Here is a 14597-nt window from a genome sequence, read left to right as displayed (position 1 = left end):
GGACGGCATGCGGTTTTTAGCAGCAAAACCGGTTGCGGGGCCAGTCTGAAATTCTGAACATGACGTGCAGTTTTTCAGCGTCGGTGCAATCCGCCGCCACCGCCAAACGAGCGGTTCATCATCTGTGAAGAATGGTTGAAGTTGTGCGTTCGCTGATTGCCAACATTGCGTGCGGCAGATTCGCGGTTGAGATTCTGCAGCTGCGCATTGTTGTTCGCGGGTCTGGTTCGGTTGGCACCGCTGCCGGCCACGGATTGCCAGCCGTTGTCGGTTTTCTTGTAAACGTTGCCGTCGCGCCCGGCATAAACGTTGTCGCCGACCCGCGCAGCGCCGCCGTTGCGGCCATGGATACCGCCGTATTGCGTGGTGTTGCCTGTATTGGGGTTGTAAACGGCGCCGCGATTGGCACTGACGTGAGTGCCGCTGCGGACGTTGCCAGCGCTAACCCGTTCTCCGGCGATGGCACCGCCGTTCGGGCCGACTGCCACGCCGCTGCGCCCGGCAGCGTAGTTGCCGGTGTAGGCGTTGTGCACCGCGCCACGTTGCCCGGCGGCGGCAATGCCGGTACGCGAGTTGTACGAGGCGCCAACCTGACCGGCCCAGCGATTGCCGGTCCAGGCGTTGTAACCTGCGCCATAACGGCTGACCGTCGCACGGTCGCCCCACTGATGAAAAAGATTGCCGGTCGTTCCGGCCCAGCCACCCGGGCCCCACGCCACGGCGCCGCCGCGATAACCATAGGCCGCGCCACCCCAGGCCAGCGGCGCCGGGTACAGACGCGGACCCCACGCGTAGCCCCAGCCGTAATTTCCCCACCACGGATAGGCGCCCCAGCCCCAGCCCATGGCGACGGTGTTGCCGCCCCAGCTCCAGCCGAATCCGAAGCCGAAGGTCCAGCCAGTCCACGGCGTGTAACGAATCGCGACGCCGAAACCATAGGTCACCGGCGGCCCGTACCAGACACTCCCGACCCACGGCGTATACGGATAACCGGTGCCGTACACCACAACACCAGTCGCCGGGTCCAGCGTCGAGCCTTGATAGCCCGGCGTGTAGCCGACCACCACGGTATCGCCACTGGACTCGTAGACTTTGACGTAAGTGAGGTAATGCATCGGTGAACTGGGCGGAATCGAATAAATCACCGCTGGCACTGAAGCGGCCACGCTCCACGGCCCGCCCACCGAGGTGGCGCTGAACCAGATGCCATTTTCTACTGCCCACCAACTGTCGTTGTCGACGCGAATGATCGGTGTGGCGCTGTTGGCCACGTATTGCAGCGGCGTATTGCTGATCGCTTTGAGCTGGGGCTCGCCATCAAATTGCGGTGTAGTCATCTTCACCGCGCTTTTGTTGATCGCCGACGTCTGCGGGATGGTTGCGGCAATCGCCGCCTCCTGCGCCTGTGGCGTGCCGGCCACCGACGCCTTGACGTTCTCTTTGGCGCTGTCGTCAGGAATATTGGCAAAGTCGTCCGGCAATTTGTCTGCCGGGACAAACGTCCACGGCCCGCTCATGTCGCTGGCGCGAAACCAGCGCCCGGAGATCAGCACGTAACTGTTCTGGTCGCCGATTTCCTTGAAGATGTGCCCGGTGGTGTTGCTCACGTACAACAGGCTGGTGCCCTGAATCGGTTGCCATTGCGCGGCGCCGTCGGTGACCAACAGTTCCGTTGGCGTGGTGGCGATGAAGATTTTCGGCTGTGGCGGCTTGGCCAGGCTGGGAATCTTGTCCTTCGGATCGCTTTGCCCGGTGAGCAGGTCCACCTGGCGACTCTTGATCGCCGCCTGTTTGGCTTTTTCCAGACTGGCCGGCGGCGCAGCAAGGCGCGTGTAATCGCCGGCCAATTGATCGGCAACCATCCAGCCGTCAAATACATGCAGGTAGTGTTTGCCTTCGGCGTCCTTGAGCAGAAGTGGGCGCGTGTTGATCACCCGTTGCAGCTCCGTTCCTTCCACCGGCCGATAAGCCGCCTCACCGTCGATGTACACGAGGATTGCCGGGCTGTCGGAGCTGATGATGGTCGGCGGGGTGTTTTCCAGCGGTGCGCTGTCAGCTTTCTGTTCAGCGTTGAGCACGCCGACCGCCGCTTCCAGTTGATCGAGGGAGATGGTTTTCTTGCGGCTCTCGGCATCTTTTTTCAGGATGGCGAGCCACGTGTCGGCCTGTTTGGCATCGGCGGGGAAGTCGGCCTTGATGATCTTGTACTGATCGAGCGCGACCCAGCGAGTGGCCTTGTCGACCAGCGTATGAGCGCTGAACTGGACGATGCCGTAGGTGGATTTGCCATCGGCGGCTGTGGCTTCGACGGCTGCGCGGGCATTAAGCGTATAGCCGTCCCAGCTGTCGAGTTGCGGCTGATACACCGTCAGCTTGCTCTTGCCGCTGCTGATCACCTGCGGCCATATCGGCTCGCTTGGCGCCGCATTCGGCTTTGACGCCGGTGCGGCTGCCCAGGCATTGCCAAGTGTCAGCAGACATAACATCAGCAGCGAAGGTAAAGCGCTCAGGAAAGGCATCGTCAACTCCATCGACACACCGGTTTGCAAGGCGAAACCGGGAAAACACAACCGTCGAAAAAGCATAGCCGCCCACCGTGGATTTACCCGGCTGATCGAGCAGTTAGCGCAAAGTCGAGTGTGGCAATGTGTTGCGATGTGCTATTTCAAGGCATGCTTTTTCCAAATCATCTTCGAGAGGCCGTCATGTTCAATGCCATTCTGATCGACAAAGACGACAGCGGTTATTGCGCCAATCTGCAGCAAATCGATGAGCAGCAACTCCCCGAAGGCAACGTCAGCGTTAACGTCGCGTACAGCACCCTGAATTTCAAGGATGGATTGGCGATCACCGGCAGCAGCCCGGTGGTGCGCAAGTTTCCCATGGTGCCGGGGATCGATCTGGCGGGGACTGTCGAGTCCAGTTCGCATGCGGATTTCAAGGCGGGCGATCAGGTGCTGCTCAACGGCTGGGGCGTCGGTGAGAGCCACTGGGGCGGGCTGGCGCAAAAGGCCCGGCTCAACGGTGACTGGCTGATTCCACTGCCTGAAGCGTTCTCTCCGGCGCAAGCCATGGCCATCGGCACCGCAGGCTACACGGCGATGCTGTGCATTTTGGCGCTGGAGCGCCATGGCGTAACGCCGGATCACGGCGAAGTGCTGGTCACCGGAGCCAATGGCGGAGTCGGCAGCTTTGCGATCGCCTTGCTCAGCAAGTTGGGATACCGGGTTGTGGCATCTACCGGCCGTGTGTCCGAGCATGAATACCTGCAGCAATTGGGCGCTGCCGAAATCATTGATCGAGCCATCTTGTCCGAGCCGGGCAAGCCATTGGCGAAGGAGCGTTGGGCGGCGGTGGTCGACTCAGTCGGTAGTCATACGCTGGCGAATGCCTGCGCCAGCACGCGCTCGGAGGGCGTGGTCGCGGCGTGCGGATTGGCTCAGGGCATGGACTTCCCGGCCTCGGTAGCGCCGTTCATTCTGCGCGGCGTGACGCTGGCCGGGATCAACAGCGTGACCCAGCCCAAGACGCGCCGTATCGAGGCTTGGGACCGGCTGGCCAAGGATCTGGATTTGTCGTTACTGCCATTGATCAGTCATGAAATCAGTTTGAGCGAAGCCCTTGAGGCCGCGCCCAAACTGCTCGCCGGGCAACTGCGGGGCAGGGTGGTGGTCGACGTCAATCGTTGAGTTCGCGCGCCAGCAACTGACGTTTACGCTCGACGCCCCAGCGGTAGCCGGAAAGATTGCCATCGCTGCGCACCACGCGGTGGCAGGGAATCGCCACCGCCAGGCGGTTGGCCCCGCAAGCCTGGGCCACCGCGCGCATTGAAGTCGGTGCGCCAATGCGTTGCGCGATCTCGGCGTAACTGGCGGTGCGGCCTGCGGGAATCTCACGCAGAGCCTGCCAGACGCGCTCCTGAAACGCTGTGCCGCGGATATCCAGCGGCAAGTTCAGGCCCGTCGCAGGCGCTTCGACAAAACCGACGACGCTGGCGACCAACTGTTCAAATTCGCGGTCGGCGCCAATCAGATTGGCTTTGCGAAACTGGTCCTGCAGATCGCAGACCAGTTGATGCGGATCGTCTCCAAGCAGAATCGCACAGATCCCCCGTTCGCTTTGTGCCACCAGAATCGCCCCGAGCGAGCATTGGCCGACGGCGAAGCGAATGTCGTTGTTCTGCCCGGCGGCGCGGTAGTCGGTGGGTTTCATGCCCAGCAGTTGATCGGCTGATGCGTAGAAGCGGCTGTTGGAATTGAAACCGGCGTCATACAGCGCATCGGTCACCGAGCCGCCGTCGGCCAGCCGGGCCCGCAGCTTGCGTGAACGATTCGCCGTGGCGTAGGCCTTGGGCGTCAGGCCTGTCGCCGTTTTGAATAGGCGGTGGAAATGAAAAGGGCTAAGGCCAGCGCTGGCCGCGAGGTTGCTGAGCGCCGGCAGCGTCTCGCACGCCTCGATCTGCCGGCAGGCTGCAGCAATGATCGCTGCATGCTGCGCATCATTCTGATCCTTGCTGGCGCGTTTGCTCGGCCGGTATCCCGCCGCTTCGGCCAGTTCGGCGGTTTCAAAAAACTCGACGTTCTGCGGCTTGGGCAACCGCGCCAGGCTGCTCGGTCGGCAATAGACGCCGGTGGTTTTTACCGCGTAGACAAATTGCCCGTCCGCACGCGTATCGCGCGCCACCACCGCGGCCCAGCGTGGATCGTCTTCAATGCTGATCGTCTTCGAAAGCGTGTCCATGAGAGGGAATCCGTTGACCTGTTTGAGTCAGGTTAACCAGCATCGTAACCCGCGACACTCCGCGCCTTGCGGTCAAACTTTTATTGAACGCCCGCGACGCGGAAGGTGATGTTGATGCGCCGCTCGCCCAAGAGCGGGTGATGGCCGGGTTTTATTGGCAGCACGCCGTGATAGCGCAGACGATCCACGCCGCCCCAGACCACCATGTCGCCATGTAGCAGCGGGATGCGCTGGCTTTTGTCGCTGCGTTCGAAACCGCCAAACAGAAACATCGCCGGCAATCCCAGCGACAACGAAACGATGGGCGCGGCATAGCCCTTTTCGTCCTTGTCCTGATGCAGCGACATCTTGGCGCCGGGGACGTATTGGTTGATCAGGCAGGAATCGGCGTGAAAATTCTTGAAACCGGCGCGCTCGGCCGCTTCGTGCGCCAGTTCGGCAAACACCGCCGGCATCGACGGCCACGGCAAGCCGCTGAGGGGATCGACGCTGGAGTAACGATAACCGCTGCGGTCGGTAATCCAGCCCAGTTGCCCGCAGCTGCTGGTGCCGACCGACATGCTGAAACCGCCGGGCGTGACCATGTGGCGTAGCGGGGCGGCGACAAGAATCGCGTCAAGTTCGGTCAGCAGTTGCTCGACCTGCGGCAAGGCGAATCCGCGCAGCACCCACGATTGTTCGCCGATCTGCTCGGCGCGGGCTTGCTGTACGGGTTCGTTGTCGGCGAACAGGTCAAACGTGGTCGGTTGCATGATTCGGTTACAGCGCTTTGCTGACCTTGATGTCAGTGAGTTCTTCGTCAGCGTGCATTTTCTTCAGCGCCGCTTTCGCTTCCTCGTCAGTGCCGGTTTCCAGTTCAGCGAACTCGAAACGCTGTTCACCGTCCAGTTTGTACTTGATCACGTATTTGGTTTTTTGCGCCACGGTGGTGGTTTCCTTTCAAAATGGGCTGTGCGTCTCAGCTCAGTTTAGTGCTGGAGCGACGGATGATCTTGATCGAATGGGTCAGCGTCGGCTTGCGCGTCACGCTGATCGCGCGGCGGTTGACGGTGTCGATGGTGATGTTCCAGAAACCGGTGCTCGGTGCGGTGATGCGCGCCGGGAAAGTGTCGAACGCGCCGCCGTGGTAGGTGTGACGACCGCCGTTTTTGAAGCTGCGGAAGTTGGCGTCGTTCATCAAACGGATGTTGCACATCTGCGAGCATTGAATGACGACGATGTCGTCTTCGTTGAGGTGCTCGCGCTGGTGAATGAATTTCATGGGCGCCTCCAGAAGGGCTTTTTCTACTAAATCAAAACGATAGCTTGTCGATGGGCGCAGTTTATCAGCCCGCACGGGTTATTATCTGGCCGTCGGGCGATGCTTTGACAAATTTTGAACAGAACTTCGCCACGGCGGGCGGGTTAAATGCACAAGGCCCCGGAGAAAAGCGGCATTTGTGCTGTCGGACGGTCTTTAACGGAGGATTCATATGAAGTGGGGTGTGGTGTGTGTGCCGTTGATTCTGGCGATGGCCGGTTGTGCAAATGTTTCCGAAATCAATGAGACGCTGCCAACCATGAGCGTGATCTCCGGCAAAAAGCCCCAGGAGTATGCGCAGTGCCTGACCGACAAGCTCGCTGACAGCCGTGGCGCGTTGCAAGTCCAGCCGCAGAAGGACGGGGTGCGAGTGATCGTCCCGGGTAAACTGTCTTCGGGCCCGGCAGCCGTGTTTGATATCGAAGATCGCGCTGGCGGCAGCAGCATCAAGCTGCATGAGCGCATGTCCAATGTGCCGGTCCGCCCTCACGATGTGCAGAAAGCCGCGAACGCCTGCATTTCCGGCTGATAGACTACCGAACATCAGCACCCGATGCCGTCACAGTCCTGCTGTGACGGCATTGTCATTTTTGGAGTTGCGATGAAGCGAGAGCACGTGCGCGAACGCCACGCAGAGGGCCTTATCTCTGCCACCCACGTCATCCAGAACCCGGCCAATCCCGGTGAGTGGATCGTGTTTTTCAAGAAGAGTGCAGGGCGCAGCTACTTCCTGGTGGACGACAATGATGAAGTCGAGTCCTTCAGTCGGCTCGATGATCTGATCGAGGTCGTCCGTGGCCTCGGGATCAAGTTCGCCGAAATCCACATGTAGGCTTATTTGCAGACGACCACGACGTTGCGGGTCTTGTAGTTGCCAACGTCAACGCCCAGGGTTTTGTCATCTTCCTTGGGTGCCGGTGTGCCATCAGTGCCGACGATGCGATAACCGGTGCCGGCGCATGAGGCATCTGCCTTCTCGTAGCACATGGCCCAAGAGTTGGCTTCGCCAGAGCAGTCGATGCTCAGGCCTTGTTCGCCATTGTTCAGATAAGTGGGCTGCGAAGTGGCACAGCCGCTCAATACCAATACCGCGAAAAGCAGCTGCAGTTTGTTCAGGTTCATGGTTGCGTGATCTTCAAGTGGGGGACTGGATGCTCTGACAGCGCCGTGATGAAAAGGTTATAGCGATTGGCCACTTGTTTGCCAACAAGGCACAAAAAAGCCCTGCGTTCTGGCAGGGCTTGGCGCAAGTGCTGGCAGGATCAGTCCTGATCTTTGCCACGGCGCTTGGAAGAAGCAGGTGTATCGGTGAACACCGAGGCTACATCCGTCGCCATCTGCTCGCTGTCGAAAGGCCCGGCGATGTGTTCGCCGTTGGTGGTGGTCAGCGTCCACTTGCCATCTTTCTTGTCGATCACATACCCGTTGATGATTTTTACCGCAGCCATCTGGTCTTCTCGTTCGCTGGTTCAAAGGCGCCATGATAGCGGCAAATGCTCGCATTGGGGGCTGATAAGCGTATGGTGATCCAGTTTGCCCGGATCTTGAGCTACGCTGAATTCGCCGCTGAAAAAACCGCAAGGAACTATCCGCGCGAATATTTCTCTATGTTGGCATCGGTTAGCCAGCGCGGGGCATTGTAAGGCGCACGCCGCCTGATTAGACTGCCCCGAAACTCGTACACACAGCCTTTTCAAGGACTTATATGATCAAGAAATGCTTGTTTCCAGCAGCCGGTTACGGCACTCGCTTCCTCCCAGCGACCAAAGCCATGCCTAAAGAAATGCTGCCGGTGGTAAACAAGCCACTGATCCAGTACGGCGTTGAAGAAGCACTGGACGCGGGCCTGACTGAGATTTCCATCGTCACCGGCCGTGGCAAGCGTGCTCTGGAAGACCACTTCGACATCAGCTACGAGCTCGAAAACCAGATCAAGGGCACCGACAAGGAAAAATACCTGGTCGGTATCCGCAAGCTGCTGGACGAGTGCTCGTTCTCCTACACCCGTCAGACTGAAATGAAAGGTCTGGGCCACGCAATCCTGACAGGCCGCCCGCTGATCGGTGACGAACCGTTCGCCGTGGTCCTGGCGGATGACCTGTGCGTCAACATCGATGGTGACGGCGTACTGACCCAAATGGTCAAGCTGTACAAGCAGTTCCGCTGCTCGATCGTTGCGATCCAGGAAGTCGATCCGCAGGAAACCAACAAGTACGGTGTTATCGCTGGCGAAATGATCCGGGACGACATCTACCGTGTGCACAGCATGGTCGAGAAACCAAAGCCGGAAGATGCGCCGTCGAACCTGGCGATCATCGGTCGCTACATCCTGACCCCGGACATCTTCGACCTGATCGAACAGACCGAGCCAGGCAAGGGCGGCGAAATCCAGATCACCGATGCCCTGATGAAGCAGGCCCAGAACGGCTGCGTGATGGCCTACAAGTTCAAGGGCAAGCGTTTCGACTGCGGTGGTGCGGAAGGCTATATCGACGCAACAAATTTCTGCTTCGAAAACTTCTACAAGACTGGCAAAGCTTACTAATAGCATCTGCCTCGTCTGCAAAAGAAAGCCACCTCCGGGTGGCTTTTTCATTTTCCGCCCTTATATGGATAGCAGTGCTTGCCCAATGGATGTCTGCGGGTATGCTGATGGCCTGCCGAGGAGATAGAAATGGCCTACGATTTTGATCTTTATGTGATTGGTGCCGGTTCCGGCGGTGTGCGCGCTGCGCGATTTGCCGCTGGTTTCGGGGCGAAAGTGGCGGTGGCCGAGAGTCGCTATCTGGGCGGCACCTGCGTCAACGTCGGCTGCGTGCCGAAGAAGCTTTTGGTTTACGGCGCGCATTTTGCCGAAGACTTCGAGCAGGCTTCCGGTTTCGGCTGGAATCTGGGTGAGGCGAATTTTGATTGGGCCACGCTGATCGCCAACAAGGATCGCGAGATCAATCGCCTCAACGGTATTTATCGCAATCTGCTGCTCAACAGCGGAGTGACCTTGCACGAGGCGCACGCGAAAATCGTCGGGCCGCACGAGGTAGAGGTCAATGGCGAGCGCTACACCGCCAAGAATATCCTGATCGCGACTGGCGGTTGGCCGCAGATCCCGGAAATCCCAGGGCATAAACACGCAATCGGTTCAAACGAAGCGTTCTTCCTGAAAGAGTTGCCCAAGCGCGTGCTGGTAGTTGGCGGCGGTTACATCGCCGTCGAGTTCGCCGGGATTTTCCATGGCCTTGGCGCCAACACCACGCTGCTGTATCGCGGCGATCTGTTCCTGCGCGGCTTCGACGGTTCGGTGCGCAAGCATCTGCAGGAAGAATTGACCAAGCGCGGGCTCGATCTGCAATTCAACGCCGACATCGCACGCATCGACAAGCAGGCTGACGGCAGCTTGAAGGCGACGCTCAAGGATGGTCGCGTACTCGAAGCCGATTGCGTGTTCTACGCCACCGGCCGACGTCCGATGCTCGACAATCTGGGCCTGGAAAACACTGATGTGCAGCTCGACGACAAGGGCTTCATCAAAGTCGACGACGAGTATCAGACTACCGAACCGTCGATTCTGGCGCTGGGCGATGTTATCGGTCGCGTGCAACTGACCCCGGTTGCACTGGCTGAGGGGATGGCCGTGGCGCGGCGTCTGTTCAAGCCCGAGCAATACCGCCCGGTGGACTACAAGATGATCCCGACCGCCGTGTTCAGTCTGCCGAACATCGGCACGGTCGGATTAAGCGAAGAAGAGGCGCGCGAATGCGGCCACGAGGTGGTGATTTTCGAGAGCCGCTTCCGGCCGATGAAGCTGACCCTGACTGACTGTCAGGAGAAAACCCTGATGAAGCTGGTGGTCGACGCCAGGACCGACAAGGTACTTGGCTGCCACATGGTCGGCCCGGACGCTGGCGAGATCGTGCAAGGTCTGGCGATTGCGTTGAAGGCGGGCGCGACCAAGCGCGACTTCGACGACACCATCGGGGTGCACCCGACGGCTGCCGAAGAGTTTGTGACCATGCGCACGCCGGTCAGCGCTTAAACATCCTTCGCTTTGGCCGAGTCTGGCGCTGCCGCAACGGTAGCCGCCAGGCGCAGGCTGTCTTCCAGGCTTGCCTGAGCCTTGAGCAATTCCTTTTCCAGTGACTGATTGAGCTGCGTCTGCTCGTCGACGCTCTGCTTGAGTGCCTGGCTTTCCAGTGTTGCCACGCGCAGACGTTCCTGGAGGAGGGTGCGCTCGCTGTCCATGCGCGTCGCCTGCTCAAGCAATTGATCCTGACGCTGATTGCTCTGCTTGAGCTGGTCCTGCAACAAGTTCAGCTCGCGCTGGGTGCCACGGTTTTCGGTAAGCAGGCGTTCGTTGTCGCGGTGCAACTGCGTGATCTCATCCTGACGTACCAGTGCACTCTGCTGGGCTTGACGCAGTTCGGCCTGGATCTGCTGGATTTGCCCCTCATGGCGGGCCTGTTCCTGCTCGCGCTGTTCCTTGGTGGCGTTGCGGTAATGCTCCAGCGCATCACGGGCGTGCAGGTGCTTCTCTTCCAGCGAGCGAATCTGCTCGTCCTTGTCCTGCAAGCGCAGTTCGAAGTCGGCCAAAGCCTGGTTGAGACCGGCGTTGCGCGTCTGTTCGGTCTGCAGCATCGAGCGGGTGTTGCTCAGCGCCTCGGATTCGCGTTGCAGGGCGGCGCCCTGAATGTCGTGGTCGTGTTCGAGTTTTTCCAGCGCCTGGCGCGTCTGTTTCAGCTCGCCTTCCAGTGCTTCACGTTGTTCCTCGAACTGTTCGCGGGCTTGCTCGATGGGCTCCTGCGCCTGTTCTTTCAGGCGCTGGGCGAGGCGAGAGACGAGGGCGGTCAGCTCATCATCGATCGGTTCTGCTGACGCTTCTGTTGGCTGTGCGCCGTCATCCAGTTCTTTCAAGTAGCGATGGATCGTGGTTTTCGAGCCGGTGTTGCCCATTTCGATGCGTACTGCATCGATGCTTGGGTGTTCGCCGCGAGCCAGGATCGCTGTGCGCGCGATTTGCACCAGTGCTTTGGTAATGCCGCCACGGGCCATGTGAACTCCTACGGTTACGTACTGTGGTACATGCCACTAAATTACGCAGTGTACCATGCTGAAAATATAGGTAAATATTTGAAATTAAACAGGCGGGATATACTGGTATTACCCAATGTCAGGCGGCAAAATGCGCCTCTGCATGTCTGACCCAGTACGCCAGCGAGAAAACTGCCCATGAATGACATTGATCGCTATCTGCAAGCCGCCACCCGCGACAACACCCGTCGCAGCTATCGCATGGCCATCGAGCATTTCGAGGTGACGTGGGGCGGATTTCTGCCGGCCACCGCTGACAGCATTACGCGCTATCTGGTAGAGCACGCTGGAGTGCTGTCGATCAACACCCTCAAATTGCGCCTGTCCGCGTTGGCGCAGTGGCACAACAGCCAGGGTTTTGCCGACCCGACCAAGGCGCCGGTGGTGCGCAAGGTGTTCAAGGGCATTCGTGCTTTGCATCCGGCGCAGGAAAAACAGGCCGAACCGTTGCAACTGCAGGATTTGCAGCGCGTCATCGATTGGCTGGAACAGGAAGCACAGATCGCGCGGCAAGAACAGGATCGCCCGACCCTGCTCAAGGCTTATCGGGATCGGGCGCTGATTCTGCTGGGCTTCTGGCGTGGCTTTCGCAGCGATGAGTTGTGCCGCCTGCAGATCGAGCATGTGCAGGCGAGTGCTGGCAAGGGCATCACTTTGTATTTGCCGCGCAGCAAGGGCGACCGGGAAAACCTCGGGCAGACCTATCAGGCCCCAGCGCTGCTCAAGCTGTGCCCAGTGCAGGCCTATATCGAATGGATTACAGAGGCTGCGCTGGTACGCGGCGCGGTGTTCCGCAGCATTGATCGCTGGGGCAATCTGAGCGAGGAGGGTTTGCACGCCAACAGCATCATTCCCTTGTTGCGCCAGGCCTTGCAGCGCGCCGGGATTGCCGCCGCCAACTACACCAGCCATTCGCTGCGGCGTGGCTTTGCCACATGGGCGCATCAAAGCGGCTGGGACCTGAAATCGCTGATGAGCTACGTCGGCTGGAAGGACATGAAATCCGCCATGCGCTATGTTGAGGTCAGCCCATTCCAGGGAATGGCTCGGATTATGGATAAGCCGGATCAACCGTAGAGATCGTTTTCTTCTATTAATACAGTCAGCTAATAGCGAAAACAAATCAGCAGTATCAGGTTTGCCAATGAGCCTTCCGTCGAGTGAGTGGGTAGGATTCACCCATCAACTTCATAACCCCTGACGGAGAGTCATCGATGCCTATCATCAACAGCCAAGTAAAACCGTTCAAAGCTACCGCGTTCAAAAACGGCGACTTCGTTCAAGTCTCGGATGCTGACTTGAAAGGCAAGTGGTCCGTAGTGTTCTTCTACCCAGCCGACTTCACCTTCGTGTGCCCAACCGAGCTGGAAGACCTGGCTGACAACTACGCTGAGTTCAAGAAGCTGGGCGTGGAAATCTACAGCGTTTCGACCGACACCCACTTTGCTCATGCTGCCTGGCACAACACTTCGCCAGCCATCGGCAAAATCGAATACACCATGATCGGCGACCCGACCCACGTCATCTCCCGCAACTTCGACGTACTGATCGAAGAGGCTGGTCTGGCTGACCGTGGCACCTTCGTGATCAACCCTGAAGGCCAGATCAAAATCGTTGAGCTGAACGATGGCGGCGTTGGCCGTGACGCTTCCGAGCTGCTGCGCAAGATCAAGGCTGCTCAGTACGTCGCTGCACATCCAGGCGAAGTTTGCCCGGCCAAGTGGAAAGAAGGCGAGGCCACTCTGGCTCCGTCGCTGGACCTGGTCGGCAAGATCTAAGTCTGTGACATGCAACGCAGGGCGGCACGCCGCACCTTCTTAAGTTAGCTGCACCGCCCAATAAAAATGCCCGGGCGAGATTCGCTCGGGCTTTTTTTCGCCTCAAATAAAGGAAATCGCCCGTATGTTGGACGCCAATCTTAAAGCCCAGTTGAAATCGTACCTGGAACGGGTCACCCAACCGATCGAGATCGTTGCATCCCTCGACGACGGTGCGAAATCCCGTGAAATGCTGGAACTGCTGAAAGACGTTGCCAGTCTTTCGAGCCAAATTACCCTGATCGACAGCGGTGATGATGCCCGCAAGCCATCGTTCTCGATCAACCGCCCGGGCGCTGATATCAGTCTGCGCTTTGCCGGGATTCCAATGGGGCACGAATTTACCTCGCTGGTGCTGGCCCTGCTGCAAGTCGGCGGCCACCCGTCGAAGGCCAGTGCTGAAGTGATCGAGCAGATTCGCTCGCTCAAAGGCGAGTTCAGCTTCGAGACCTACTTCTCGCTGTCTTGCCAGAACTGCCCGGACGTCGTCCAGGCGCTGAACCTGATGGCCGTGCTCAACCCGAACATCCGCCACGTCGCCATCGACGGCGCGCTGTTCCAGGACGAAGTCAACGATCGCAAGATCATGGCCGTGCCGAGCATCTACCTCAACGGCGAGAACTTCGGCCAGGGCCGCATGGGCCTTGAGGAAATCCTCGCCAAGCTCGACACCGGCGCGATTGAGCGTCAGGCCGAGAAAATCAGCGCCAAAGAGGCCTTTGATGTACTGGTCGTTGGTGGTGGCCCGGCCGGTGCTTCGGCGGCTATCTATGCCGCACGTAAAGGCATCCGCACCGGTGTCGCGGCTGAGCGTTTTGGTGGTCAGGTGCTGGATACCATGGCCATCGAGAACTTCATTTCCGTTCAGGAAACCGAAGGGCCGAAACTGGCCACGGCGCTGGAAGAGCACGTCAAGCAGTACGACGTCGACATCATGAACCTGCAACGTGCCGACAAGCTGATCCCCGGCAAAAATGGCGAGCTGCACGAAGTCCACTTCGCCAGCGGCGCGACTCTGAAAGCCAAGAGCGTGATTCTTGCGACCGGCGCACGCTGGCGCGAAATGAACGTCCCAGGCGAGCAGGAATACCGCAACAAAGGCGTGGCGTACTGCCCGCACTGTGACGGTCCATTGTTCAAGGGCAAGCGTGTTGCAGTGATCGGCGGCGGTAACTCCGGTGTTGAAGCGGCCATCGATCTGGCCGGTATCGTGTCGCACGTAACGCTGCTGGAATTCGATGTGCAACTGCGTGCCGACGCCGTGTTGCAGCGCAAACTGCACAGCCTGCCGAACGTCACCGTGATCACCAGTGCGCAAACCACTGAAGTCACCGGCAATGGCGAGAAGGTCAACGGCCTGCGCTACAAGGACCGCACCACTGAGGAATTGCGCACGGTTGAGCTGGAAGGCATCTTTGTACAGATCGGTCTGCTGCCAAACACCGATTGGCTGAAGGGCACCATCGAGCTGTCGCCGCGTGGCGAGATCATTGTCGATAATCGTGGCGAGACTTCGATCTCGGGGATCTTTGCAGCGGGCGACGTGACGACTGTGCCGTACAAGCAGATCGTGATCGCAGTGGGCGAGGGCGCCAAGGCTTCGCTGAGTGCATTCGATCATTTGATCCGGACTTCGGCACCGGCGTAATCGTCAG

The 14597-nt window shown here is 59.2% G+C and carries 16 protein-coding genes; 8 read left to right on the top strand and 8 right to left on the bottom strand.

Features of this window, described 5'->3' with window-relative positions; all coding sequences use genetic code 11:
• Positions 1-74: 74 nt before the first annotated feature.
• Complete coding sequence (locus tag AB4N53_RS07685; protein ID WP_460119526.1) at positions 75-2519, bottom strand: autotransporter; 2445 nt, start codon at positions 2517-2519, stop codon at positions 75-77.
• 186 nt (positions 2520-2705) lie between these two features.
• Between AB4N53_RS07685 and acuI the strand changes: the two genes are divergently transcribed.
• Positions 2706-3689, top strand: coding sequence for an acrylyl-CoA reductase (NADPH) (gene acuI, locus AB4N53_RS07680; protein ID WP_460119525.1), 984 nt, complete (start codon positions 2706-2708; stop codon positions 3687-3689).
• Here the strand turns inward: acuI and ada are convergent.
• From ada to AB4N53_RS07660, 4 genes are all read right to left on the bottom strand, one after another.
• Positions 3679-4740 (bottom strand): bifunctional DNA-binding transcriptional regulator/O6-methylguanine-DNA methyltransferase Ada, encoded by a 1062-nt coding sequence (gene ada, locus AB4N53_RS07675; protein WP_460119523.1) that lies wholly within the window; start codon positions 4738-4740, stop codon positions 3679-3681. The genes acuI and ada overlap by 11 nt on opposite strands.
• A gap of 80 nt (positions 4741-4820) precedes the next feature.
• Positions 4821-5492, bottom strand: a complete 672-nt coding sequence (gene alkB / locus AB4N53_RS07670) for a DNA oxidative demethylase AlkB (RefSeq protein WP_460119521.1) — start codon at positions 5490-5492, stop codon at positions 4821-4823.
• 7 nt (positions 5493-5499) lie between these two features.
• The gene (locus tag AB4N53_RS07665) at positions 5500-5664 is read right to left on the bottom strand and encodes a hypothetical protein (RefSeq protein ID WP_460119519.1); all 165 of its coding nucleotides are present in this window, start codon (positions 5662-5664) and stop codon (positions 5500-5502) included.
• A gap of 34 nt (positions 5665-5698) precedes the next feature.
• A complete protein-coding gene (locus tag AB4N53_RS07660) occupies positions 5699-6001 on the bottom strand; it encodes a DUF1883 domain-containing protein (protein ID WP_007912251.1) in 303 nt (100 codons plus the stop codon).
• 211 nt (positions 6002-6212) lie between these two features.
• On the opposite strand from AB4N53_RS07660, the gene AB4N53_RS07655 reads away from it, so the two are divergent.
• Positions 6213-6569 (top strand): hypothetical protein, encoded by a 357-nt coding sequence (locus tag AB4N53_RS07655; protein WP_071172600.1) that lies wholly within the window; start codon positions 6213-6215, stop codon positions 6567-6569.
• A gap of 72 nt (positions 6570-6641) precedes the next feature.
• The gene (locus tag AB4N53_RS07650) at positions 6642-6872 is read left to right on the top strand and encodes a hypothetical protein (RefSeq protein WP_039762740.1); all 231 of its coding nucleotides are present in this window, start codon (positions 6642-6644) and stop codon (positions 6870-6872) included.
• Between the two features lie 2 nt (positions 6873-6874).
• On the opposite strand, the gene AB4N53_RS07645 is transcribed toward AB4N53_RS07650, so the two are convergent.
• Together AB4N53_RS07645 and AB4N53_RS07640 are read right to left on the bottom strand one after the other, a co-directional pair.
• Entirely contained in the window at positions 6875-7162 is a 288-nt protein-coding gene (locus AB4N53_RS07645; protein WP_460119516.1) for a hypothetical protein, read from the bottom strand.
• Positions 7163-7302: 140 nt separating this feature from the next.
• Positions 7303-7488, bottom strand: a complete 186-nt coding sequence (locus AB4N53_RS07640; RefSeq protein ID WP_016774922.1) for a hypothetical protein — start codon at positions 7486-7488, stop codon at positions 7303-7305.
• 257 nt (positions 7489-7745) lie between these two features.
• On the opposite strand from AB4N53_RS07640, the gene galU reads away from it, so the two are divergent.
• Together galU and gorA are read left to right on the top strand one after the other, a co-directional pair.
• On the top strand, positions 7746-8585 hold the full coding sequence (gene galU, locus AB4N53_RS07635) for a UTP--glucose-1-phosphate uridylyltransferase GalU (RefSeq protein WP_024013124.1): 840 nt from the start codon (positions 7746-7748) through the stop codon (positions 8583-8585).
• A gap of 129 nt (positions 8586-8714) precedes the next feature.
• Positions 8715-10073, top strand: coding sequence for a glutathione-disulfide reductase (gorA, locus tag AB4N53_RS07630; protein ID WP_460119514.1), 1359 nt, complete (start codon positions 8715-8717; stop codon positions 10071-10073).
• Here gorA and AB4N53_RS07625 read toward each other — a convergent pair.
• A complete protein-coding gene (locus tag AB4N53_RS07625; RefSeq protein WP_460119512.1) occupies positions 10070-11086 on the bottom strand; it encodes a DNA-binding protein in 1017 nt (338 codons plus the stop codon). The genes gorA and AB4N53_RS07625 overlap by 4 nt on opposite strands.
• Before the next feature lie 177 nt (positions 11087-11263).
• On the opposite strand from AB4N53_RS07625, the gene AB4N53_RS07620 reads away from it, so the two are divergent.
• From AB4N53_RS07620 to ahpF, 3 genes are all read left to right on the top strand, one after another.
• Positions 11264-12202 (top strand): site-specific integrase, encoded by a 939-nt coding sequence (locus AB4N53_RS07620; protein WP_460119510.1) that lies wholly within the window; start codon positions 11264-11266, stop codon positions 12200-12202.
• 137 nt (positions 12203-12339) lie between these two features.
• The gene (gene ahpC, locus AB4N53_RS07615) at positions 12340-12903 is read left to right on the top strand and encodes an alkyl hydroperoxide reductase subunit C (protein WP_016774916.1); all 564 of its coding nucleotides are present in this window, start codon (positions 12340-12342) and stop codon (positions 12901-12903) included.
• 124 nt (positions 12904-13027) lie between these two features.
• The gene (gene ahpF / locus AB4N53_RS07610; protein WP_460119508.1) at positions 13028-14590 is read left to right on the top strand and encodes an alkyl hydroperoxide reductase subunit F; all 1563 of its coding nucleotides are present in this window, start codon (positions 13028-13030) and stop codon (positions 14588-14590) included.
• Positions 14591-14597: the final 7 nt, after the last annotated feature.

The organism is Pseudomonas sp. H3_E04 (genome assembly GCF_054668915.1).
Note: the sequence above shows the minus strand (reverse complement) of the source record. Positions and strands in the feature narration are given on the sequence as shown.